The organism is Streptomyces sp. SID13726 (assembly GCF_010548375.1).
In the GTDB taxonomy this organism is placed as follows: Bacteria; Actinomycetota; Actinomycetes; order Streptomycetales; family Streptomycetaceae; genus Streptomyces.
Window position 1 is genome coordinate 221,433 of sequence record NZ_JAAGLY010000002.1, and the last position, 19,093, is coordinate 240,525.

At 72.9% G+C, this 19,093-nt stretch carries 19 protein-coding genes; 10 read left to right on the forward strand and 9 right to left on the reverse strand.

Features of this window, described 5'->3' with window-relative positions; genetic code table 11:
* Positions 1 to 78: 78 nt before the first annotated feature.
* Together G3I78_RS05035 and G3I78_RS05040 are read left to right on the forward strand one after the other, a co-directional pair.
* Positions 79 to 2,154: a SpoIIE family protein phosphatase gene (locus G3I78_RS05035; RefSeq protein ID WP_164421559.1), complete on the forward strand. Its 2,076-nt coding sequence runs from the start codon at positions 79 to 81 to the stop codon at positions 2,152 to 2,154.
* A gap of 133 nt (positions 2,155 to 2,287) precedes the next feature.
* A complete protein-coding gene (locus tag G3I78_RS05040) occupies positions 2,288 to 2,989 on the forward strand; it encodes a hypothetical protein (RefSeq protein WP_164421560.1) in 702 nt (233 codons plus the stop codon).
* On the opposite strand, the gene G3I78_RS05045 is transcribed toward G3I78_RS05040, so the two are convergent.
* Entirely contained in the window at positions 2,935 to 4,203 is a 1,269-nt protein-coding gene (locus tag G3I78_RS05045; protein ID WP_164421561.1) for an MFS transporter, read from the reverse strand. The two genes, G3I78_RS05040 and G3I78_RS05045, sit on opposite strands and share 55 nt — an antisense overlap.
* 133 nt (positions 4,204 to 4,336) lie before the next feature.
* Between G3I78_RS05045 and G3I78_RS05050 the strand changes: the two genes are divergently transcribed.
* Complete coding sequence (locus tag G3I78_RS05050; protein ID WP_164421562.1) at positions 4,337 to 5,260, forward strand: LysR family transcriptional regulator; 924 nt, start codon at positions 4,337 to 4,339, stop codon at positions 5,258 to 5,260.
* A gap of 53 nt (positions 5,261 to 5,313) precedes the next feature.
* Here G3I78_RS05050 and G3I78_RS05055 read toward each other — a convergent pair whose 3' ends face one another.
* Entirely contained in the window at positions 5,314 to 6,105 is a 792-nt protein-coding gene (locus tag G3I78_RS05055; RefSeq protein ID WP_164421563.1) for a putative protein N(5)-glutamine methyltransferase, read from the reverse strand.
* A gap of 241 nt (positions 6,106 to 6,346) precedes the next feature.
* On the opposite strand from G3I78_RS05055, the gene G3I78_RS05060 reads away from it, so the two are divergent.
* Positions 6,347 to 6,784, forward strand: coding sequence for a MarR family winged helix-turn-helix transcriptional regulator (locus G3I78_RS05060; protein WP_343243650.1), 438 nt, complete (start codon positions 6,347 to 6,349; stop codon positions 6,782 to 6,784).
* A gap of 9 nt (positions 6,785 to 6,793) precedes the next feature.
* On the opposite strand, the gene G3I78_RS05065 is transcribed toward G3I78_RS05060, so the two are convergent.
* Both G3I78_RS05065 and G3I78_RS05070 read right to left on the reverse strand, forming a co-directional pair.
* A complete protein-coding gene (locus G3I78_RS05065) occupies positions 6,794 to 7,504 on the reverse strand; it encodes a GNAT family N-acetyltransferase (protein ID WP_164421564.1) in 711 nt (236 codons plus the stop codon).
* Entirely contained in the window at positions 7,501 to 8,427 is a 927-nt protein-coding gene (locus G3I78_RS05070) for an NADP-dependent oxidoreductase (RefSeq protein ID WP_164421565.1), read from the reverse strand. Before G3I78_RS05070 ends, G3I78_RS05065 begins: the two co-directional genes overlap by 4 nt.
* 169 nt (positions 8,428 to 8,596) lie before the next feature.
* On the opposite strand from G3I78_RS05070, the gene G3I78_RS05075 reads away from it, so the two are divergent.
* The 3 genes from G3I78_RS05075 (at position 8,597) to G3I78_RS05085 (ending at position 10,646) form a co-directional block, all read left to right on the forward strand.
* Positions 8,597 to 9,202 (forward strand): sulfite oxidase-like oxidoreductase, encoded by a 606-nt coding sequence (locus tag G3I78_RS05075; RefSeq protein WP_164421566.1) that lies wholly within the window; start codon positions 8,597 to 8,599, stop codon positions 9,200 to 9,202.
* Entirely contained in the window at positions 9,195 to 9,950 is a 756-nt protein-coding gene (locus G3I78_RS05080) for a ferredoxin reductase (RefSeq protein ID WP_164421567.1), read from the forward strand. The genes G3I78_RS05075 and G3I78_RS05080 overlap by 8 nt, the downstream gene beginning before the upstream one ends.
* Before the next feature lie 111 nt (positions 9,951 to 10,061).
* Positions 10,062 to 10,646: a hypothetical protein gene (locus G3I78_RS05085; protein ID WP_164421568.1), complete on the forward strand. Its 585-nt coding sequence runs from the start codon at positions 10,062 to 10,064 to the stop codon at positions 10,644 to 10,646.
* 81 nt (positions 10,647 to 10,727) lie between these two features.
* Here G3I78_RS05085 and G3I78_RS05090 read toward each other — a convergent pair whose 3' ends face one another.
* Positions 10,728 to 12,086, reverse strand: a complete 1,359-nt coding sequence (locus tag G3I78_RS05090) for an 8-oxoguanine deaminase (RefSeq protein WP_164421569.1) — start codon at positions 12,084 to 12,086, stop codon at positions 10,728 to 10,730.
* Positions 12,087 to 12,190: 104 nt separating this feature from the next.
* Here G3I78_RS05090 and G3I78_RS05095 point away from each other — a divergent pair, with 104 nt between their 5' ends.
* Together G3I78_RS05095 and G3I78_RS05100 are read left to right on the forward strand one after the other, a co-directional pair.
* Entirely contained in the window at positions 12,191 to 13,159 is a 969-nt protein-coding gene (locus G3I78_RS05095) for an acetylxylan esterase (RefSeq protein ID WP_164421570.1), read from the forward strand.
* Positions 13,160 to 13,261: 102 nt separating this feature from the next.
* Entirely contained in the window at positions 13,262 to 14,428 is a 1,167-nt protein-coding gene (locus G3I78_RS05100) for a serine hydrolase domain-containing protein (RefSeq protein WP_164421571.1), read from the forward strand.
* Positions 14,429 to 14,450: 22 nt separating this feature from the next.
* Here G3I78_RS05100 and G3I78_RS05105 read toward each other — a convergent pair whose 3' ends face one another.
* The 3 genes from G3I78_RS05105 to G3I78_RS05115 form a co-directional block, all read right to left on the reverse strand.
* A complete protein-coding gene (locus tag G3I78_RS05105; RefSeq protein WP_164421572.1) occupies positions 14,451 to 15,227 on the reverse strand; it encodes a thioesterase family protein in 777 nt (258 codons plus the stop codon).
* Between the two features lie 61 nt (positions 15,228 to 15,288).
* On the reverse strand, positions 15,289 to 16,017 hold the full coding sequence (locus G3I78_RS05110) for a class I SAM-dependent methyltransferase (RefSeq protein WP_164421573.1): 729 nt from the start codon (positions 16,015 to 16,017) through the stop codon (positions 15,289 to 15,291).
* Between the two features lie 19 nt (positions 16,018 to 16,036).
* Complete coding sequence (locus G3I78_RS05115; RefSeq protein WP_164421574.1) at positions 16,037 to 16,600, reverse strand: PadR family transcriptional regulator; 564 nt, start codon at positions 16,598 to 16,600, stop codon at positions 16,037 to 16,039.
* Positions 16,601 to 16,668: 68 nt separating this feature from the next.
* Here G3I78_RS05115 and G3I78_RS05120 point away from each other — a divergent pair, with 68 nt between their 5' ends.
* Complete coding sequence (locus G3I78_RS05120) at positions 16,669 to 17,076, forward strand: nuclear transport factor 2 family protein (RefSeq protein WP_164421575.1); 408 nt, start codon at positions 16,669 to 16,671, stop codon at positions 17,074 to 17,076.
* Between the two features lie 31 nt (positions 17,077 to 17,107).
* Here the strand turns inward: G3I78_RS05120 and G3I78_RS05125 are convergent, their stop codons facing one another.
* Positions 17,108 to 19,009: a hypothetical protein gene (locus G3I78_RS05125; protein ID WP_164421576.1), complete on the reverse strand. Its 1,902-nt coding sequence runs from the start codon at positions 19,007 to 19,009 to the stop codon at positions 17,108 to 17,110.
* Between the last annotated feature and the right edge of the window lie 84 nt (positions 19,010 to 19,093).

Genomic DNA, 19,093 nt, shown 5'->3' on the forward strand with positions numbered 1-19,093 from the left:
CGGTGGTGCGCGGTAGAACAAGGGGAGCCGGCACGGGGGTACGGCGTGCCACGAGAACGGTCGAAGGCGGTTCGTGCAATGGGTACAGCCGGAATACCCGCGTCCGAGGGCGAAGAGCCCCCGCGCGGGGCGGTACGGCCGAGCGGGCTGCTCGACGAGCTGGGGATGGCCTCGGTGGTCCTCGGCACCGACGGGCGCATCGTGCTGTGGAGCCCGCAGGCCGAGGAGCTGTTCGGCTACACCGCGCACGAGGCGCTGGGGCGGTACGCGGCCCATCTGATGATCCACGAACAGCACGCCGACCTGGTCGTCAAGCTGTTCGCCGACGTCATGGAGACCGGGCAGAGCTGGGCCGGCGCCTTCCCCGTCCGGCACAAGGACGGCGGCACCAAACTGGTGGAGTTCCGCAACATGCGGCTCCTGGACGACCGCGGGGACGTGTACGCGCTGGGGCTGTGCGCCGACCAGCGGACCGTACGGCGGCTGGAGCGGGACGTGGCGCTCTCGACACGGATGGTGTCCCAGTCCCCCATCGGGCTGGCCGTGCTGGACACCGAGCTGCGGTACGTCTCGGTGAATCCGGCGCTGGAGCAGCTGAACGGCGTACCAGCCGCGGAGCACGTCGGGCGGAAGATCGGCGAGGTCCTGCCGCATCTCGACGTGGCCGCCTTCGAGGCCGCCGCGCGCGAGGTGATGCGGACCGGGAAACCGCTCGTCGACCAGCACACGGTCGGCCGCACGCCCGCGGACCCCGACGCGGAGCACGCGTGGTCGGTCTCCCTGTACCGCCTGGAGGACGCGCACGGCACCGTCCTCGGGGTGGCGGGCTCGGTCCTGGACGTCACCGAGCAGCATCTGGCGACCGTGGAGGCCGAGGCGGCCCGGCGCCGGCTGGCCCTGGTCGCCGACGCCTCCGCGCGTATCGGCACCACGCTGGACCTGGACCGCACGGCCCGTGAGCTGGCCGACGTGGCCGTGCCGGAGCTGGCGGACGTGGCGGCCGTGGATCTGCTGGAGGCGGTGGTGCAGGGCAGACCCAGCACCCTCGGCCCCGCCGAACCCGCCGTGATCCGCCCGCTGGCCGTCGAGGCGGTCGGCGCCCCCGACGCCGTGCGCGCGGCCGACCCGCCCGGGCAGGTGGCCCGGTACGCCCCCGAGCGCCTGGTCACCGAGTGCGTGCGCACGGGCAGCCCCGTCCTGGTGCGCCATGTCGAGCCGGACGACCTGGTTCGTATCGCCCGTTCCCCGGAGGCGGCCGCACTGCTGGCCAAGGCCGGGGTGCACTCGTATCTGGCGGTGCCGCTGATCGCCCGCGGCGAGGTACTCGGCGCCCTCGACCTCAAGCGGGCCGGCAATCCGGAGCCGTTCGACGAGGACGACCTGCTGCTCGCCCGGGAGCTGGCGGCGCGCGCGGCCGTGCAGATCGACAACGCCCGCTGGTACCAGGACGCCCGCAACACCGCCCTCACCCTCCAGCGCAGCCTGCTGCCCAGCCACCCCTCGGTGACCGGCGGCCTGGAGGTCGCCTCCCGCTACCAGCCGGCGGGCGCGACGGCCGAGGTCGGCGGCGACTGGTTCGACGTGATCGCGCTGGACGGCGGCAAGACCGCGCTGGTCGTGGGCGATGTGATGGGCAGCGGCATCAACGCCGCCGCCACCATGGGCCGGCTGCGCACCGCGACGACCACCCTGGCCTCCCTCGACCTCGACCCGGCCAGGCTCCTCGAACACCTCGACCGGATCACCCAGGACCTGGAGCACTCCATCGCCACCTGCGTGTACGCCGTGCACGACCCGCGGCTCGGGCAGTGCCGGATCGCCAACGCCGGGCACCTGCCTCCGGTACGGCTGCGCGCGGGCCGTCCGCCGGAGCTGCTGGACCTGCCCACGGGGGCGCCGCTCGGCGTGGGCGGGGTCGCCTTCGCCACGACCACCGTCGACCTGGCCCCCGGCGACCGGCTGGTGCTGTACACGGACGGCCTAGTCGAGACGCGCCAGCATCCGCTCGACGAGCGCCTGGACGCGCTGCTCGAACTCCTCGACGGCCCCGACCGCGCGCTGGAGGAGGTCTGCGACCTGCTGCTGCGCACCCTGCACCAGCCGGACAACTCCGACGACGTGGCCCTGCTGATCGCCCGGGTGGCACAGGAGTAGCCGCCCGGGGCGGGAGGGGCGAAGGCCCCCGAACTCACAGGACCCGATTACCGGTTTCTTACCGGGTTTTTCCCACAATCTCAGCAGGGCACGGCGTGAGGATGCCGGCCGCCGGGGCCGAGGGGAGCGAGCCGTGACACACGAACGGGACCGGGAGCGCACACCGGGCGAAGAGACCGCCGAGGTCCTCACGGGCGGGGCCGGGCCCTCGCGGCTGCGCGGGAGCTGGGAGCGGCGGCCCGTGCGGGCAAGGGCGGTGATCGCCGCGGCTACCGTCGGCGTGCTGGCCGTCGGCGGCACGGTCGCCTACGCGGCGACCTCGGACGGCACCGGCGACGGGACCACGGCTGCGGCCTCCCCGACCCCGGCCCCTACGTCGAAGGGCCCTTCCGAGGGCCACGGGCCCCGGTTCCGTCTCGGCGGCGGTGGCGTGCACGGCGAGGAGACCGTCAAGGACCCGGACTCCGGCGACTGGGTCGTCCGCGTCTGGCAGCGCGGCACCGTCGAGAAGGCGGACGGCGACCAGGTCACCGTCAGGAGCGAGGACGGCACCGCGTGGACGTGGACGGTGGGCAAGGACGCCAAGGTCCTCCGGGACGGCGAGTCCGGCTCGGGGGCCGACACCTTCGAGAAGGGCGACACGGTCTACCTGACCGGCAGGCTCTCCGACGACGCCACCAGGTCCGCCGACCTCGCCGTCACCGGTACCGGCACCGGCACGGGAACCGGCAAGGACGGATGGCGCGGCGGGTTCCCCGGCCACGGTCCCCGGGACTGGCGTCACGGGGAACCCACGGCCCCGGCGGACCCGGCGGAGGAGGGCAGGGCGTCCTGAGGCTCGTCCTTCGCGGCAGCCGGTCGCCACGGCAGCAGGACCGGGGTCGCCAGCAGCAGGAGACCGGCGAGCGCGATCGCCGTACGGGTGCCGATCGGTCCGGCCAGCAGGCCCCACAGGGCGGTCAGGGCCGCGGTGGTGAGCTTCCCGGTGATCGACCAGGCGGAGAGCGTACGGGTCACCCGGTCCGTCGGTGTCATGTCGAGCCGGTAGGTGGCGAACACCGGGTTGAAGACCCCGCAGCTGGTGATGACCCCGAGTTCGATGACCATGACGAGCACCAGCCCCGCCGTACCGGGGCCGACGAAGGCCAGGCCGAGCGGCCAGCACACGCGCAGCACGCCGCTGACGATCAGGACGCGGTGCCGGCCGTACCGGTCGACCAGGGGCCGGGCGATCCGTGAGCCGAGCAGTCCGCCCAGGCAGGGGGCCGCGAAGGCGAGGCCGTACTGCCAGGGGGCGAAGCCGAGCGGGCCCAGCATGAGCACGGTGAGCAGCGGCACGGGCACCATGATCAGGGTGTTGACCAGGACCGTGTTGAAGAACAGGGGGCGCAGCGCGGGGCTGGTCAGGATGTACCGCCAGCCCTCCAGGAGCGAGCCCTTCGCGGCCGCGGCGGGCTTGCCGGGCAGGGGCTCGCCGCCGCCCATCGCGCGGAGCCCCAGTGCCGAGAGCAGATAGCTCACGGCGTCGGCCACCAGGGTCGTCACGGGTCCGAACACCCCGATGGCGGCCCCGCCGAGCGGAGGTCCGACGACGATGGACGTCCAGTTCGTGGCCTCGAACCGCCCGTTCGCGACCAGCAGGTCCTCCGCGGGCAGGAGGTGCTTCAGGAAGGCCCCGGAGGCCGCGCCGAAGGTGATGTCGGCCGCGGAAACGACCACGGACACGGTCAGCAGCTGGACGAAGGTGAGGGCGCCGAGCGCGTAGGCGGTGGGCACGCTCAGCAGGGCGGCGAAGCGCACCAGGTCCATCGCGACCATCACCGGCCTCTTGCGGCGGAACTCCACCCAGGGCCCGAGCGGCGCCGCCACCACGGCCCCGACCGCCAGTCCCGCGGCGGCCAGCGCGGACACCGCCGCCGGACCGGCGTGCAGGACCACGACGGCGATCAGCGGGAAGGCCCCGAAGGACAGCGACGTACCGAACGCGCTGACCCCGTAGGCCGCCCACAGCCACCCGAACCGCCGCCCCAGCGACCTCGTCCCGCTCAACCCACGCCCCCCTCGTTCGCCGACCGCGCGTCGGCCGACGTCATCAAACCGGGAGGTGGGGCCCCCTTTCAAACAACCGGCGTACCAGGTACCCACAACCACGGGTTGTGGGGTGAGGGCCTAGGCTGCGCGCATGGATCTCGACGCCGTGGGCACCTTCGTCGCCGTGGCGGACGCGGGGCGGTTCCAGGAGGCCGCCGACCGGCTGGGGATCACCCAGCAGGCCGTGTCCAAGCGGGTCGCCGCGCTGGAGAGGGACCTCGGGGCGCGGCTGTTCACCCGCACCCCGCGCGGGGCCCGGCTCACCATCGACGGACAGGCGTTCCTGCCGCACGCCCGCGAACTCCTGCGGGTCGCGGAGCGGGCGGCCGACTCGGTACGGCCGGGCAGCCGGGCCCTGCGGGTGGACGTCATCGGGCGCCGGCTCGCGCCCGCGGAGCTGCTGCGCGGTTTCCACCGCGCGCATCCCGGCATCGAGCTGGACGTCGTCACCCTCTTCGACGCCGACGCGGCCCTCGCCGCCATCCGGTCCGGCACCATCGACGCCTCCTTCCGTGCCGTACCGCACGCACGGCAGTCGGCCGACGGCCTCGCGTCCGAGCGGGTCTACGACGAGCCCGTACAGCTGCTCACCGGGCCGGACCACGCGCTCGCCGGCGCCCGCACGGTCACGCCGGCCGGTCTGGTCGGGCACCGCATCTGGATGCCGGGCCTGGTCGCGGGCACCGAGTGGGGCACCTACTACGACGATCTCGCCGCCGCCTTCGGTCTCACCATCGAGGTGACCGGCCCCGACTTCGGGACCGATCCGCTGCTCGACACCATCGCGGACTCACCGGGTCTCGCGACCCTGGTCAGCGAGCTGACCCGGCTCGTCTGGCCCGCCGACCAGGACCTGCGCCGCATCCCGGTGCACGGGCCCACACCGGTCTATCCGCACTCCCTGATCTGGCGCGCCGACAATCCGCATCCGGCGATCGCCGCGCTCCGGGCCCACCTCCACACCACGCGGCCGGAACCGCCGGGGGCGGAGACGTGGGCGCCGGGCTGGGCCTGAGCAAGAGCGCTGTGTCGTCGTGCCCGTCCCCATGCCGGGCCTGAGCCCCGGCCCTACGTCCTCGTCCCCACCACGACATGGGCGTAGAACTCCTCGGAGACCGCCAGCCGGGTCGTGAGCCCGCTGCGGGTGAAGGCGTCGACGGCGGCGGAGGCCTGGCGTTCGCTGGTCTCGACGAGGAGGCAGCCGCCCGGCGCGAGCCAGCGGGGTGCCTCGGCGGCGACGCGGCGCAGGATGTCGAGGCCGTCGGTGCCGCCGTCGAGGGCGACCAGGGGTTCGTGGTCGCGGGCCTCGGCGGGCAACAGGCCGACCTCGTCGGTGGGCACGTAGGGGACGTTGGCCGCGAGGATGTCGACCCGGCCGCGCAGTCCGTCGGGCAGGGCCGCGAAGAGGTCGCCGGCGTGGACCCGGCCGTCGGCGTCGGCGGTGTTGCGGCGGGCGCATTCCACGGCGGCCGGGTCGATGTCGGCGGCGTGCAGCTCGACCGGGCCGAGAGCGGCCGCAAGGGCGGCGCCGACCGCGCCGGAACCGCAGCACAGGTCGACGACCACGGAGGCGTCCGGCGAGTGCGCGAGGGCCTGGTCGACGAGGAACTCGGTGCGGCGGCGGGGGACGAAGACGCCGGGGGCCACGGTGATCCGCAGTCCGTGGAACTCGGCCCAGCCGACGACGAGTTCGAGGGGGTGGCCGGTGACCCGGCGGTCCACCATGTCGGTCAGTTCGTCGGGGGTGCGGGCGGCGGCGAGGATCAGCCGGGCCTCGTCCTCGGCGAAGACGCAGCCCGCGGTGCGGAGCGCGGTCACGACGGAGTCGGCGGAGGTGAAGCGGGGCGGGAGTGAGGGCATGGGAGCCGGAAGCCTTTCGGAAGCCGAAGGGCGCTCCGGCGGTCACCTACAGACGGTGATCCGCGCCGGTTCGAGGAGCGAGCGCCCGATCTGACACAGCGTCGATGGGTCTCACCTCCTCGGTTCTCACGGCCGGGACCTCCCGCGGCCGGACGGCCACCCTACACCGAAGGCCCGTCCCCACAGCGGGGTTTCCGGGGCCTGAGTTGTACTCTGCAACCAGCACTGCGAGGGAGGTCCGGTGGAAGCAGCCACGGCGGTGGAGACGATCCAGCGCGAGATGACGGTCTTCGCGCGACGGGCCCGGGCCTCGGCGGGGCGGTTGCACCCCGAGCTGTCGCTGGTGTCGTACACCCTGCTCGGGCATCTGGAGGAGCGCGACGGCTGCCGCGCCACCGACCTGGCCGCCCATTACGCCCTGGACAAGTCCACGGTGAGCCGCCAGGTCGCCGCGCTGGAGCGGGCCGGTCTGATCGAGCGGCGCCCGGACCCGCAGGACCACCGGGTCCAGGTGCTGCATCTGACCGGGGCGGGGCGCAGCATCCTCGGCCAGGTCACCGTGAGCCGCCGGGCGGCCGTCGGCGAACGGCTCGCGGACTGGTCCGAGGAGGACCTGGAGCGGTTCGCCGACTACCTCGTGCGCTACAACGCCTGGCCGGAGGCCGCCGCGCCCAGCTGAGCCCGGTCCTCAGCCGACCGCCTCCGGCAGCCGCTCCGGTGTCCGTGCCGCGAGGAAGGCGGTCCTGCGGCGGAGCCGGAAGCCGAGGGACTCGTAGAGCCGGACGGCGTCGGTGTTCCCGGCGCCGGTGTGCAGGAACGGGGTCTCGCCGCGCTCACGGATGCCGTGGGCGACGGCGAGTATCAGGCGGGTCGCGAGGCCCTGGCCGCGTGCGGCGGGGTCGGTGCAGACCGCGCTGATCTCGGTCCAGCCCGGCGGGTGCAGCCGCTCCCCCGCCATCGCGACGAGGGCGCCGTCCCTGCGGATGCCCAGGTAGGTGCCCATCTCGATGGTGCGGGCCAGGAAGGGGCCGGGCCGGGTGCGGGCGATCAGGTCGAGGATCTCGGGCACGTCGGCGGGGCCGAGGCGGACCGCCTCCGGGTCTGGTGCGGCGGCGAGCCCGTCGTCCACGAACTGGACGCCCTCGACCTGGAAGGTGATCTCCCAGTCCGCGGGCACCTCGCCCCGGAAGCCCGGCAGCGGCACCTCCGCGCCCGGGCCCGCGAGTGCCGCGAGGTCCGCCCAGTCGACGGCGTCGGGTTCGTCGGGCAGGGCGAGCCAGGGCGACATGTCGACGGGGTAGCGCAGGACCCGGCCGCGCTTCTCGGCGAAGCGGGCGTGCGGGCCGGTCAGGGAGGCGAGGGCGGGGTTGTCGAGGACGTGCGGTGTGCCGGCGGTCATCGGGCGACCTCGATCACGGTCTTGCCGCGGACATGGCCTTCCTCGACCGTGCGCAGGGCCTCACCGGCGCGGTCGAGGGGGAACGTTCCGGTGATGTGCGGGTCCAGGTCGCCGTCGAGCACGAGCCGCGCGACCGCCTCCAGTACGGCCGCGTTGCGCGCCCGGGTCACGCGGGCGCCGCCCAGCCCGTGCACGACCTCCTCCGGCGCACCCGCGGTGATCAGGCGTGCGCGGTCGACGAGCAACTCGGCGGCCTCGGTGAGGACTTCGCCGCCGACGAGGTCGTAGACGGCGTCGATGCCGTCCGGTACGGCGGCCCGCGCGCGCTCGGCCCAGTCCGGGCCCGAGGGGACATGGACGGCGCCGAGCGACTCGACGAAGTCCTTCTTGCCCGCGCTCGCGACGCCCACGACCCGCAGACCGTCGGCACGGGCGATCTGCACGGCCGCCGCGCCGACTCCGCCGCCCGCGCCGGTGACCAGCAGGGTCGCGCCCCGGGGCAAGCCGAGCTGGCGGACGCCGTCGTACGCGGTCGCGGCGGCGACGGGCAGGGTGGCGGCGACCGCGTGGGACAGTTCGGCGGGCTTGTGGGCGGCGATGGCGACCGGTACGAGGGTGTACTCGGCATAGCCCCCGGTCAGGGTGGTGCCGAAGACCTCGTCACCGACGGCGAACCCCTCGACGCCCGGGCCGATCTCCTCGACGACTCCGGAGACCTCGCTGCCGAGCACGGCGGGGAATGCGCGGTCGCCGGTCTCGCCGGGGCGCCGGAACCCCGAGCGGATCTTCCAGTCCACGGGGTTCACCCCCGCCGCACGGACGGCGACCAGGAGCTGACCGGGTCCGGGGCTCGGCCGGTCCACGTCCACGAACGCCTCGGTCTCCGGTCCGCCGTACCGCGTGAAGACGTACGCCTTGGGCATCTGCTTCCTCACTCTCCTCGCACTGTCACCGGGGCAGCGACCCGGCACTCCAGCGCCAAGGAGCGGCGCGCGACGGCTATTCCCGGGGCCGTGGAGTGTTCATACGGCCGCAATGATCGGGGCACTGACCTGGGACGGAGCACGCGTGGCGAGAGCGTACGGTTGAAGCATGAACGTCACCCGAGGCTTCACCGGACGCCCCCGCGTCCACAACGCCGGGCTCCCGCCCGGCCAGTACGACGCGGGCGACGACTGGCCCGTGCTCTCCGCCGAGGTCACCCCGGACCTGTCGCCGGCCGACTGGACGTTCCGGGTGGACGGGCTGGTCGAGGAACCCCGCACCTGGGACTGGGACGAGGCGCACACGCTGCCCCCGTCGGCCTACGAGGGGGACATCCACTGTGTGACGAGCTGGTCGAAGTTCGGGGTGCGGTTCGCGGGTGTCTCCCTGGACGCGTTCCTGGATGTGGTGCGGCCACATGGGTCCGCCACCCATGCCGTCGCCTACTCGCACACCGGGTACACCACTAATCTCCCGCTCGCGGACCTGACCGGCGGTCGGGCCTGGATCGCCTGGGAGTACGACGGCAAGCCGCTGCCCGCCGAGCACGGTGGCCCGGCGCGGCTGCTGGTGCCGCACCTGTACTTCTGGAAGAGCGCCAAGTGGGTCGCGGGGCTGACCCTGCTCGATCACGACGAGCCGGGTTTCTGGGAGCAGAACGGCTATCACGCGCGGGGCAACCCGTGGGAGGAGCAGCGGTACTCCGGTGACTGAGACCTTCGCCCCCGAGACGCGGTTCGCCGTCCCCGGCCGCATCGCGGTCAGCAACCGGGCCGCCGCGGTGTGGCAGACGGCCACGCTCACCGAGATCCGCCGCGAAACCCCGCACGCCTCCACGTTCCGCTTCGCGGTGCCCGACTGGCAGGGGCATCTGCCCGGCCAGCATCTGATGCTGCGGCTGACCGCCGAGGACGGCTACACCGCCCAGCGGCACTACTCGATCGCGTCGGCGCCCGAGGACTCCGGGCACATCGAGCTGACCCTGGACCACGTCGAGGGCGGTGAGGTCTCGGGCTGGTTCCACAGCGTGGCCGAGCCGGGTGACGAGGTGCAGGTGCGCGGTCCGTTGAGCGGCTTCTTCGCCTGGCCCGGTGACCGGCCCGCGCTGCTGATCGGCGCCGGGTCCGGGGTCGTACCGCTGATGTCGATGGTGCGCCACCACCGGGCGCGCGGGCTCTCGGTGCCGCTGCGGCTGCTGGTGTCGGCGCGCGGCCCCGAGGAGCTGATCTACGCGCGGGAGTTCGGTGCCGAGACCACACCGGTGTTCACCCGGAACGCACCGGAGGGTGTGCGGGTGGGACGTATGGCGGCCGCACATGTGGCACCGCTCCTGGCCGAGCAGCCCGAGGGTGGGTGGGAGGCCTATGTGTGCGGTTCCAACGCGTTCGCCGAGCATGCCTCACGGCTGCTGGTGGCGGCCGGGCAGCCGGTGGACCGGATCCGGATCGAGCGCTTCGGCTGACTTGCGGGACCGCACCGCACGTATGTGTGCTCTCCCACAAGTGAACGACAATGGGAGGCGGGTACTACATCTGTGTGACCACTCGCAGGCGTGCGTGGTGCGGAGGTCGACATGCGAACCCGGGTGCGCGGCTGGCGCTGGCGGCGCAATCCGCTCAGGCGCCGGTCGGACGTAGTGGAGGCGTGGACGGTACTGGCCGTCGCGCTCCTGCTCTTCCTGGGTGCCCCCTTGGCCGGCGCGGCCGTGGGCTGGTGGGCGCACGACGACGCGCGTTCGGTCGCGGCCGTGCAGCGGGCCGAGCGGCACCGGGTCCGCGCCGAGGTCGTCGGCCGGGTCCCCGACTCGTTGCCCACGGTCCAGGGCGGGCGTGAGCACACCTCCCGGGTGACCGTGCGCTGGACGCAGGCCGGTGGTGCCGCGAAGACGGCCACGGCACGTGTTCCGGCGGGCACCCACCAGGGCGACACGGTCGACGTGTGGTTCGACTCCCGGGGCCGGAGCGTGCCCGCGCCGCCCGACGAGACCGCGGTCTGGCAGCACACGGTGACGATGGGCGCGTGCGGTGCGGGCGGCGCGGTCGCCCTGATCCTGCTCGGCCGCTCGATCCTCCGCGGCGCCACCCACCGCCGCCGCCTCGCCGAGTGGGAACGGGACTGGGCCCTGACCGAGCCGCAGTGGACTCGACGGCGGGCCTGACGGGGGGTGCGCTTCCGCGGGCGGGACGGAAGTCGTCCCCTCTCCCGGGACAGCGTGCCCGTTCCGGCTCACAGGCCCGCCCTACCTACCCCGCTGCATCCGCCTCGCGATCACGCCATGCGTCCGCAACGCCTCCTCCAGCCCCGCAAGCACGGGCTCACCCTCGTCGACGAGGACCCGGCCGCCGACCACCGTCGTCCAGGCGCGAGCCGGACCGCAGCGCAGCCATGCCTCCACCGGGTCGGTGAGGGCGCCCGCGAGGGAGACCTCGTGGAGGTCCCAGACGACCAGGTCGGCGCACGCGCCGGGGCGCAGGTGGCCGAGTTCGTCGGCGCGGCCGAGGCAGCGGGCCGAGCCCCGGGTGGCGAGGTCGAGGGCGTCGCGGGCGGTCATCGCGCCGGGCCCGCCCCGGTAGCGGCCGAGGAGCAGGGCGCCCCTGGTCTCCATCCAGAGCGAGGCGTGGTCCGTGGACGCCGAGCCGTCGCAGCCGATGCCGACCGGCATGCCCAGGTCGCGCATCTCCCGCACCCGCGCGCTCCCGCCGCCGATGAGCATGTTGGAGCTGGGACAGTGCGCCACGCCGACGCCCGCGGCGGCCAGGCGGCGCAGTTCGGCGTCGTTCGGGTAGATGCAGTGCGCGACCCAGGTGCGGTCGCTCATCCACCCGGTCTCCTCGAAGTACTCGACGGGCCGGCAACCGTAGGTCTCCAGGCAGTAGGTGTCCTCGTCACGGTCCTCGGCGAGGTGGGTGTGGAGCCGCACGTCGTACCGCTCGGCGAGTTCCGCGGTCGCCGTCATCAGCTCCTTCGTCACGGAGAACGGCGAGCAGGGGGCGAGCGCGACCCTGATCAGCGCCCCCGGCGCGGGGTCGTGGTACGCCTCGACCAGGCGCACGCTGTCGGCGAGGACCTCCTCCTCGGTCTGGGTGACGATCCTGGGCGGCAGTCCCCCGTCCTCGACGGAGCGGGTCATCGAACCCCGGGTCGCGTGGAAGCGGAAGCCGATGTCCCGGGCGGCCTTGATCTCCGCGTCGACGAGACGGGGCCGCGGATGGACGTAGAGGTGGTCCGAGGACGTGGTGCAGCCGCCCATCAGCAGCTCGGCCATGCCGACGTACGCCGAGACGTAGGCGGCCTCCTCGTCGAGGGCGGCCCACAGGGGGTAGAGGGTGGTCAGCCAGGCGAAGAGGGAGCCGTTCACCGCGGGGGCGTAGGAGCGGGTGAGGTTCTGGTAGATGTGGTGGTGGGTGTTGACCAGGCCCGGGGTGACGAGGCGTCCGGCCGCCGGGACGGTCGTCGTGGCCTCGGGTTCGGTGCCCGCGGTGCCCACGGCGGTGACCCGACCACTCGTGACGGCGATCCAGCCACCGGCGATCTCACGCTCTCCGTCCACCACCAGCAGTCCGGCGTCCTTGACCAGCAGATCCACGGCTGTCGACATGCCGTCAGCGTAGCCAGCCGGTCACTCGAAGGCCTGGCGATTCGTCCGACCACACACGTACGGTGTGATCATCCGGCACTGTCCCTTCGTGAAGGCGGTCCTGCATGGCCCTGTTCGACCTCCCCCTCGACGAACTGCGCGACTACCGCAGCGAGTCCACCGCGCCCGAGGACTTCGACGCGTTCTGGTCCAAGACCCTCCAGGAGGCCCGCGAGTTCGACCTGGACGCCCGCTTCGACCTCGTGGACACCGGGCTGTCCACGGTGAAGGTGTACGACGTGACGTTCGCCGGGTTCGGCGGCCACCCGGTCAAGGGCTGGTTCACGATCCCCGCCGAGGTCTCCGCGCCGGTGCCGGTGGTCGTGGAGTTCATCGGCTACGGCGGCGGGCGCGGACTGCCGCACGAACATCTGCTGTGGGCGTCGTCGGGCCGGGCGCACTTCGTGATGGACACCCGCGGCCAGGGCAGCGCCTGGGGCGGCGGGGGCGGCACCGCGGATCCGCAGGCCGGCGCGCCCGCGTACCCCGGTTTCATGACCCGGGGCATCGACGCCCCCGAGAACTACTACTACCGCCGGGTGTACACCGACGCGGTGCGGGCGATCGAGGCGGCCCGTTCGCACCCGCTGACCGACCCCGCGCGCACGGTCGCGGTCGGCGGCAGCCAGGGCGGCGGCATCTCCATCGCGGTCGGCGGGCTGGTCCCGGATCTGGCGGCGGTCGCTCCTGACGTGCCGTTCCTGTGCGACTTCCCGCGCGCCACGACCGTGACGGACCGCCACCCGTACCGGGAGATCGGCCTCTACCTCAAGACGCACCGCGGCCGTTTCGAGGACGTCCTCGGCACCCTCGCGTACTTCGACGGCGTCCACTTCGCGAGCCGCGCCCGCACCCCGGCGCTGTTCTCGGCCGCCCTGGAGGACCAGACCTGCCCGCCCTCCACCGTCTTCGCGGCCTACAACGCCTGGGCGCACGACGACAAGGCGATCGAGGTCTACGACTTCAACGACCACGAGGGCGGCGGCCCCTACCAGCAGGCGGCGAAGCTGCGCTGGCTGCGCGCGTACGCCTGACGGGAACGGCCGGAACCTTTCCTTCGGTCCGACCAGTCGGTATGTTCGGGTTGCCCGGGTCGCAGCGTCGCGGTCCGGGCATCCGGCGACGACGGAGGGCGCATGTCCGAGCACGAGTCAGCTGTCCACGGCCACTGCGACGAGCGTTTCGCGGCGGTGCGGACCGCGTTCGAGGAGAACTTCCGGGACCGGGACGAACTGGGCGCCGCGGTGAGCGTCACGCTCGGCGGCGAGACCGTGGTGGACCTGTGGGGCGGCTGGGCCGACCCGGCCCGCACCCGGCGCTGGGAGCGCGACACGCTGGTCAACGTCTGGTCGACGACGAAGGGCCCGACCGCCCTGTGCGCCCACATCCTCGCGGACCGGGGCCTCCTGGACTTCGACGCGCCGGTGGCCGCCTACTGGCCGGAGTTCGCCGCCGCGGGCAAGGAGAAGGTGCTCGTACGACACCTGCTGTCGCACCGGGCCGGCCTGTCCGGGCTGCGTGAGCCGCACTCCCTCGACCAGATCTACGACTGGGAGCTGACGACCCGGCGGCTCGCCGAGACGGCCCCCTGGTGGGAGCCCGGCACGGTGTCCGGGTACCACGCCTTCACCTACGGCTTCCTCGTCGGGGAGGTCGTCCGGCGGGTCTCGGGGCTGCTGCCGGGCGCGTTCCTGGAGCGGGAGGTGACGGGGCCGCTCGGCATCGACTTCACCGTCGGGCTGCCGGAGAAGGAGGCCGGCCGGGCCGCCGAGCTGGTGCATCCGCCGGCCGCCTCGGCCAGCGAACAGGCCGCGCTCTTCGCCCAGCTGGCGCCCGCCGCGATCGCGGCACTGGCCAATCCCGTGATGGGCGCCACCGAGGCGAACTCCCCCGGGTGGCGGGCCGCCGAGATCCCGGCCGCGAACGGCCACGGCACCGCCCGGGCCGTCGCCGCGCTCTACGGCGTCTTCGCGGGCCGGGGCACCTTCGGCGGCCACCGCGTCCTGTCCCCGGAGGCGGCCGAGCGGGTCCGCGAGGGTCAGGGCAGCTGCCGTGACCTGGTGCTGGGCATCGGACTCGGAAACGACACGGAACTGGGGCTCGGCCTGTGGCTCAGCGGGCCGAACGGGTCGTACGGGCCCAATCCGCGGGCCTTCGGACATGACGGCTTCGGCGGCTCGTGCGGTCTCGTCGACCCGGAGGCAGAGGTCTCGCTGGGGTACGTGATGAACCGGATGGGCCCGCGGATCGCCGACGACCCGCGCAAGATGGCGCTGGTGGACGCGTTGTACAGCGCGCTGTGACCGCGATCCCCTGCCGCGAGCCCTACGAGCCCTGCGGGCGCTCGGCGCGCACCACGCGGGACTGACGGCCGAGGGCCAGCAGACGTCCGTCCGACGCCCAGACGGCACTGTCGTCCACGGCCCACCCGGCGCCCGCGTGGTCGGTCCTGATCCGCACCAGGGTCCAGTCCTCGGGGACGCTCCCGTCGAGGGCGTCGGTGAAGTGGACGGTCAGTTCCGCGCTGGGCACGGGGCGCGGGGTGTCCCAGACCGCGTAGAGCGCGGGCGGCAGCACATCGGTGAGGGTGGTCACCGCTCCCGCGTCGAGCGGCCGCCCGTCCAGGAAGCGCACCCAGGCGAGGAGTTCGGCCCGCTCCCCGCCGGCCAGCGGGAGGTCGACGGTGGCGGGCCGGATCTCCAGCTGCCGGGCGAAGGGCGCGAGATGGCCGGGCAGCCGGACGGTCCGGCAGTCGTCGGGGCCCGGCACGTCCGGGGCGGGCTGTCCGTCGTACGGCTGCCCGGAGCGCGCGGGTCCGAACAGGGCCGAGCCGACGACGACCGGGAGGCCGTCCTGGTGGCCGGAGAAGACACACGCGGCCGTGCGCCGCCCGGAGGCCGGGGCGGTGCCGGAGACATGGAGCGGACCGGCGGCGGCCGGGGCGAGGAAGTGCGTGGTCAGGGTGCGGACCGGTTGAGCCCCGCCGGCGAACCGCTCGCGCACGGCGGCCAGGGCGACGGCGGCGACATGGCCGCCGTGCGCCCCCTCCCAGGACCGCCACAGGGAGTCGATCCGGATCTCGTTCTCGGTCGTCGTGGTCACACGTTCCACCATAACCTGGTGAGTTGGAAAATCAAACGGATGAGTTGGAAATCCGGACCGACTACTCCGGCCGCCTCGCCACGACCATGCGGACCCGCGGACTGCCGTCCCGGCGCACACCGAATTCGGGCAGGGCGTGCAGCTCCACCCGGAGGCCGGCCCATTCCAGTTCCCGTCGGACGTCCCCGAGCCGGAAGTCCCGGTAGTACATGACGAAGGGCGGGCGCCAGACGGCGTTGCGCACCCGCATCACGGTGTCGAAGCCGAGGAGCATCCAGTAGGCGCGGGAGCGGGGGTGGGGCGGGGCCACGATCGGGAAGGCGAAGCAGCCGCCGGGGCGCAGCACTTCGCGGGCCTGGGCGAAGAGGCCCGGCAGTTCACAGGGCAGGAAGTGCCCGAAGGCCCCGAAGCTGACGACCAGGTCGAAGGAGCCGGGGGCGAACGGCAGGGCGCGCGCGTCACCCCGCACCCAGGACGCCCGAGGCCCGCCGGCGCCGGTCCGCTCCCGGGCCACGTCGAGCATCCCGGCGCTGAAGTCGACTCCGGTGACACTCTCCCGGCAGACCCGGGTCAGCACCCGGGCCCCGGCGCCGGTGCCGCAGCACAGGTCGAGCCCGGCGTCGAAGGGGCCCATACGCCGAAGCGCGGCGGCGACGGCGTCCAGTACGGAGTCCGGCGTACGGAAGGGGGTGTGGTCGAACTTGGGGGCGAGCAGGTCGTAGCCGCGCTCGACGGACGACAGCGCCTGGACGGCGAGTTCGCGGAGGCTGGGGCCTTCTGGGCTGAACATCCGCGACAGCTTAGGCGAGTCAGCCGAGGGGGGCGCGCCGCTTGAGGATCACGAGGACACGTTCACACCAGCGCACGTTGTCCGCCTCGAAGGCGATGCCGCCCATCAGGGTGAGGTAGGGGCCGATCCTCTCGGCCCGCGCGAGGTACTCCTCCTCGGTACGGCCGTCGAGGAGGCGGTCGCGCACCCGCTCGTAGCGGGCGAGCTTGCCGCGCGCCCAGGACATCCGCTCCTCGACCAGCGCGCGGGTCGCCTCGGGGTCGGTGCCGTCCATGGCCTGGATCTTGATCAGGAACTCGTCGCGGAGCGCGGCCGGCCTGCGCGGTGGTTCGACGGCGAAGGCGCCCAGCTCACGGCGGCCCGACTCGGTGAGGGTGAACAGCCGCTTGTTGGGCCTGCGTTCCTGCTGCACCACCCGCGCCTCGATGAGCCCGTCCTGCGCGAGGCGCTCCAGCTCGCGGTAGAGCTGCTGCGGGGTCGCGGGCCAGAAGTTCGCCAGGGAGACGTCGAAGACCTTGGAGAGTTCGTAGCCCGAGGCCTCGCCCTCCAGCAGGGCGGCCAGGACGGCGTACTTGAGCGACATGTGGACAGGCTAGCAGCGGGTGATTAATCTACTCCACACCTACTCAACAAATTGCCTATGGGGGTCCGATGCGAGCGTTCCGGGAAGCGGTGGAGGCGGGCGACCTCGGCGCGGTGGAGGCGTTGCTGGCCGAGGACGTGGTCTTCACGAGTCCGGTCGTCTTCAAGCCGTACGAGGGCAAGGCCATCACGGCGGCGATCCTGGGGACCGTGGTGAAGGTCTTCGAGGACTTCCGCTATGTGACCGAGCTGAGCAGCGAGGACGGCCGTGACAGCGCGCTGATGTTCGCGACCCGGGTCGGCGAACGGGCCCTGGACGGCTGCGACTTCATCCATCTCGACGAGAACGGCCTGATCGACCGGCTGACGGTGATGGTCCGTCCGCTGTCGGGCGCGCAGGCTCTGGCCGAGGCGATGGGGGCGCGGTTCGAGCAGATCGCGAAGGAGGCGGAGGCGAGGGCCGCCTCCGCCTCCTGAGTTCACGCCACCGTCAGGAGGCCTGCTGAGTTCACGCCACCGTCAGGACGAGCGCGCCCGTGTAGGCGGTGCCGGCGGTGAGGGCCGTCGCGGTCCCGTCGACCGTCAGGGTCACCTTCTTCCCGCGCGGTGCCCGCACGGCCGCGTCGGCGGCGAGGGTGAGGGAGGTCAGATACGAGGTGCCGGTGACGGTCCAGGTGGAGCCGCTGTTCAGCCGTACGACCACGCCGTTGTTGACGGCGGCCTGCGCGGTGTTGGTGACGATGCCGAGTTCGTAGAAGGTGGACGCGTCGATGGAGGGCACCCGGTGCTTGGTCCTGGTCGCCGAGATCACGCCCGTCACGGTGGAGTCCTCGAAGGTGAGGACCATGTTCTTGCCCGTACGCATGCCGTTGTAGAAGTCGCCCTTGAGGGCGATGGCCGTGAAGGTGGCGGCTCCGTCGGCGGTGTGGGCGGCGGTGACGTCGAAGGTGGAGTCCTTCGTGGGGTCGTCGGTCGGCTCGGTGTAGACGCCGACGTTCATCATCCTGCCGTCGACGTTGACCGGGCCCGGGTCGTCCAGCTCGATCATCTGGAGGATGACGCCGTCCCGAGGGTCGAGGCGGGCGCCCTTCGAGCCGTCGACCGAAATGGCGGTCTGCTGGCCCTTGTTGAGGAAGGTGGCCCGTTCGGAGTTGACGACCGTGCCGCCGTCCAGGGTCAGTTGGCCCGCGCCGAAGAACATGTACCCGAAGTGGCCGGAGTTCACGACGGTGTTGCGGACCGGGAGGGCCTTGAGTTCGGCGGCGCTCAGCCCCAGTGACAGTTCGGTGTTCAGCGCGGCGACGGCGTCCCGGGTGCTGTCGCCGTAGTGCACGACGGCGGCCGGGCCCGCGATGATGGTGGCGTAGCTGCCGACGTCGAAGCGGGAGCCGAGGACGCGGACGGTGGCGTCGCCGATGGCGTAGGTGCCGTAGCCGTACTCCCCCGTGTTGCCGACATGGCTGTTGACCGCGGTCAGCTTGAGCCCGCTGCCGCCCTCCACCGACAGGGCGCCCCACGTCTCGGAGAACACGGTCGAGTTGAGGTAGGTGGCCGCGCTGTTCCTGCCGATCAGGTTGGTGGCGCGGACGTTGCCGTCGAGGCCGAGCATCCAGGGCACCGACTCCATGTACGGGGTCTCGACGGTGGCCTGGTAGTCGGCGGGCAGGACGCCGTTGCGGCAGTGGACGGTGGAGTTCTTCACGACCACGTTGGCACCGTCGTTGGAGATGATCCCGGTGCGGACCACGCCCTTGGTGCTGATGCGGGCGCCGTCCACGACGAGCTTGGTGGACGAGCCGTCGCCGACCACCGCGGCACCGTAGCCGGCGAAGTCGCAACGGCCGTTGCCCGTCAGGAAGATGGTGGGGCTGTCCAGGGTGTAGGTGCCGTCCTGCACGAAGAAGCCGTCGAAGCACTCGCCGGTCGAGGTGATCGACACCTTGCGGGCGAGGGTGTCGGTGAGCTTGCCGCCGAGCGCGGCCGCGAGGACGGACTTCTCGCGCACGACCCCGTCGGCGTCGACGTAGACCGCCTGCCGGAAGGGGAAGGTGAGCGTCTCGTAGGTCACGGCGTTGGCCTCGGCGACCGTGAGGACGACGTCGCCCCGGTAGGTGCCGGCCTGGACGAGGGTGGCGGTGCCGCCTGTTGCCGTCAGGAGCTGGCCGGTCTCCACTCCGTCGACGGTCAGGGTGAGGCTGTGGCCGTCGGGGGCCACGATCGTGCCGCCCTCGGCGATGGACAGCTCGCTCACGCGGGTGGTCGTGGAGAGTTCGTACGTCTCCCCGGCCGCGACCGCGATCCGCTTGCCGGAGGTCCTGGTCCCGGCGGTGGCGGTACCGGCCGGGACCAGCAGGGCTCCGGCGGTGGCGGTACCGGCGATCAGGACGGAACGTCGGGTGATCAGCGTCATTTGCAAGCCTTCCCAGGGATCGAGTGCGCCGTTGCGCAGCGTGACGAACCGGCCGTCTCGTGCACGGCGGCGACGGCTCGGAGC

Excerpts from the sequence above, each read along its gene's own strand:
- G3I78_RS05035 (WP_164421559.1), top strand. The coding sequence starts at position 79 with ATGGGTACAGCCGGAATACCCGCGTCCGAGGGCGAAGAGCCCCCGCGC.
- G3I78_RS05050 (WP_164421562.1), top strand. The coding sequence starts at position 4,337 with ATGGATCTCGACGCCGTGGGCACCTTCGTCGCCGTGGCGGACGCGGGG.
- G3I78_RS05055 (WP_164421563.1), bottom strand. The coding sequence starts at position 6,105 with ATGCCCTCACTCCCGCCCCGCTTCACCTCCGCCGACTCCGTCGTGACC.
- G3I78_RS05065 (WP_164421564.1), bottom strand. The coding sequence starts at position 7,504 with ATGACCGCCGGCACACCGCACGTCCTCGACAACCCCGCCCTCGCCTCC.
- G3I78_RS05070 (WP_164421565.1), bottom strand. The coding sequence starts at position 8,427 with ATGCCCAAGGCGTACGTCTTCACGCGGTACGGCGGACCGGAGACCGAG.
- G3I78_RS05075 (WP_164421566.1), top strand. The coding sequence starts at position 8,597 with ATGAACGTCACCCGAGGCTTCACCGGACGCCCCCGCGTCCACAACGCC.
- G3I78_RS05085 (WP_164421568.1), top strand. The coding sequence starts at position 10,062 with ATGCGAACCCGGGTGCGCGGCTGGCGCTGGCGGCGCAATCCGCTCAGG.
- G3I78_RS05090 (WP_164421569.1), bottom strand. The coding sequence starts at position 12,086 with ATGTCGACAGCCGTGGATCTGCTGGTCAAGGACGCCGGACTGCTGGTG.
- G3I78_RS05095 (WP_164421570.1), top strand. The coding sequence starts at position 12,191 with ATGGCCCTGTTCGACCTCCCCCTCGACGAACTGCGCGACTACCGCAGC.
- G3I78_RS05100 (WP_164421571.1), top strand. The coding sequence starts at position 13,262 with ATGTCCGAGCACGAGTCAGCTGTCCACGGCCACTGCGACGAGCGTTTC.
- G3I78_RS05110 (WP_164421573.1), bottom strand. The coding sequence starts at position 16,017 with ATGTTCAGCCCAGAAGGCCCCAGCCTCCGCGAACTCGCCGTCCAGGCG.
- G3I78_RS05115 (WP_164421574.1), bottom strand. The coding sequence starts at position 16,600 with ATGTCGCTCAAGTACGCCGTCCTGGCCGCCCTGCTGGAGGGCGAGGCC.
- G3I78_RS05120 (WP_164421575.1), top strand. The coding sequence starts at position 16,669 with ATGCGAGCGTTCCGGGAAGCGGTGGAGGCGGGCGACCTCGGCGCGGTG.
- G3I78_RS05125 (WP_164421576.1), bottom strand. The coding sequence starts at position 19,009 with ATGACGCTGATCACCCGACGTTCCGTCCTGATCGCCGGTACCGCCACC.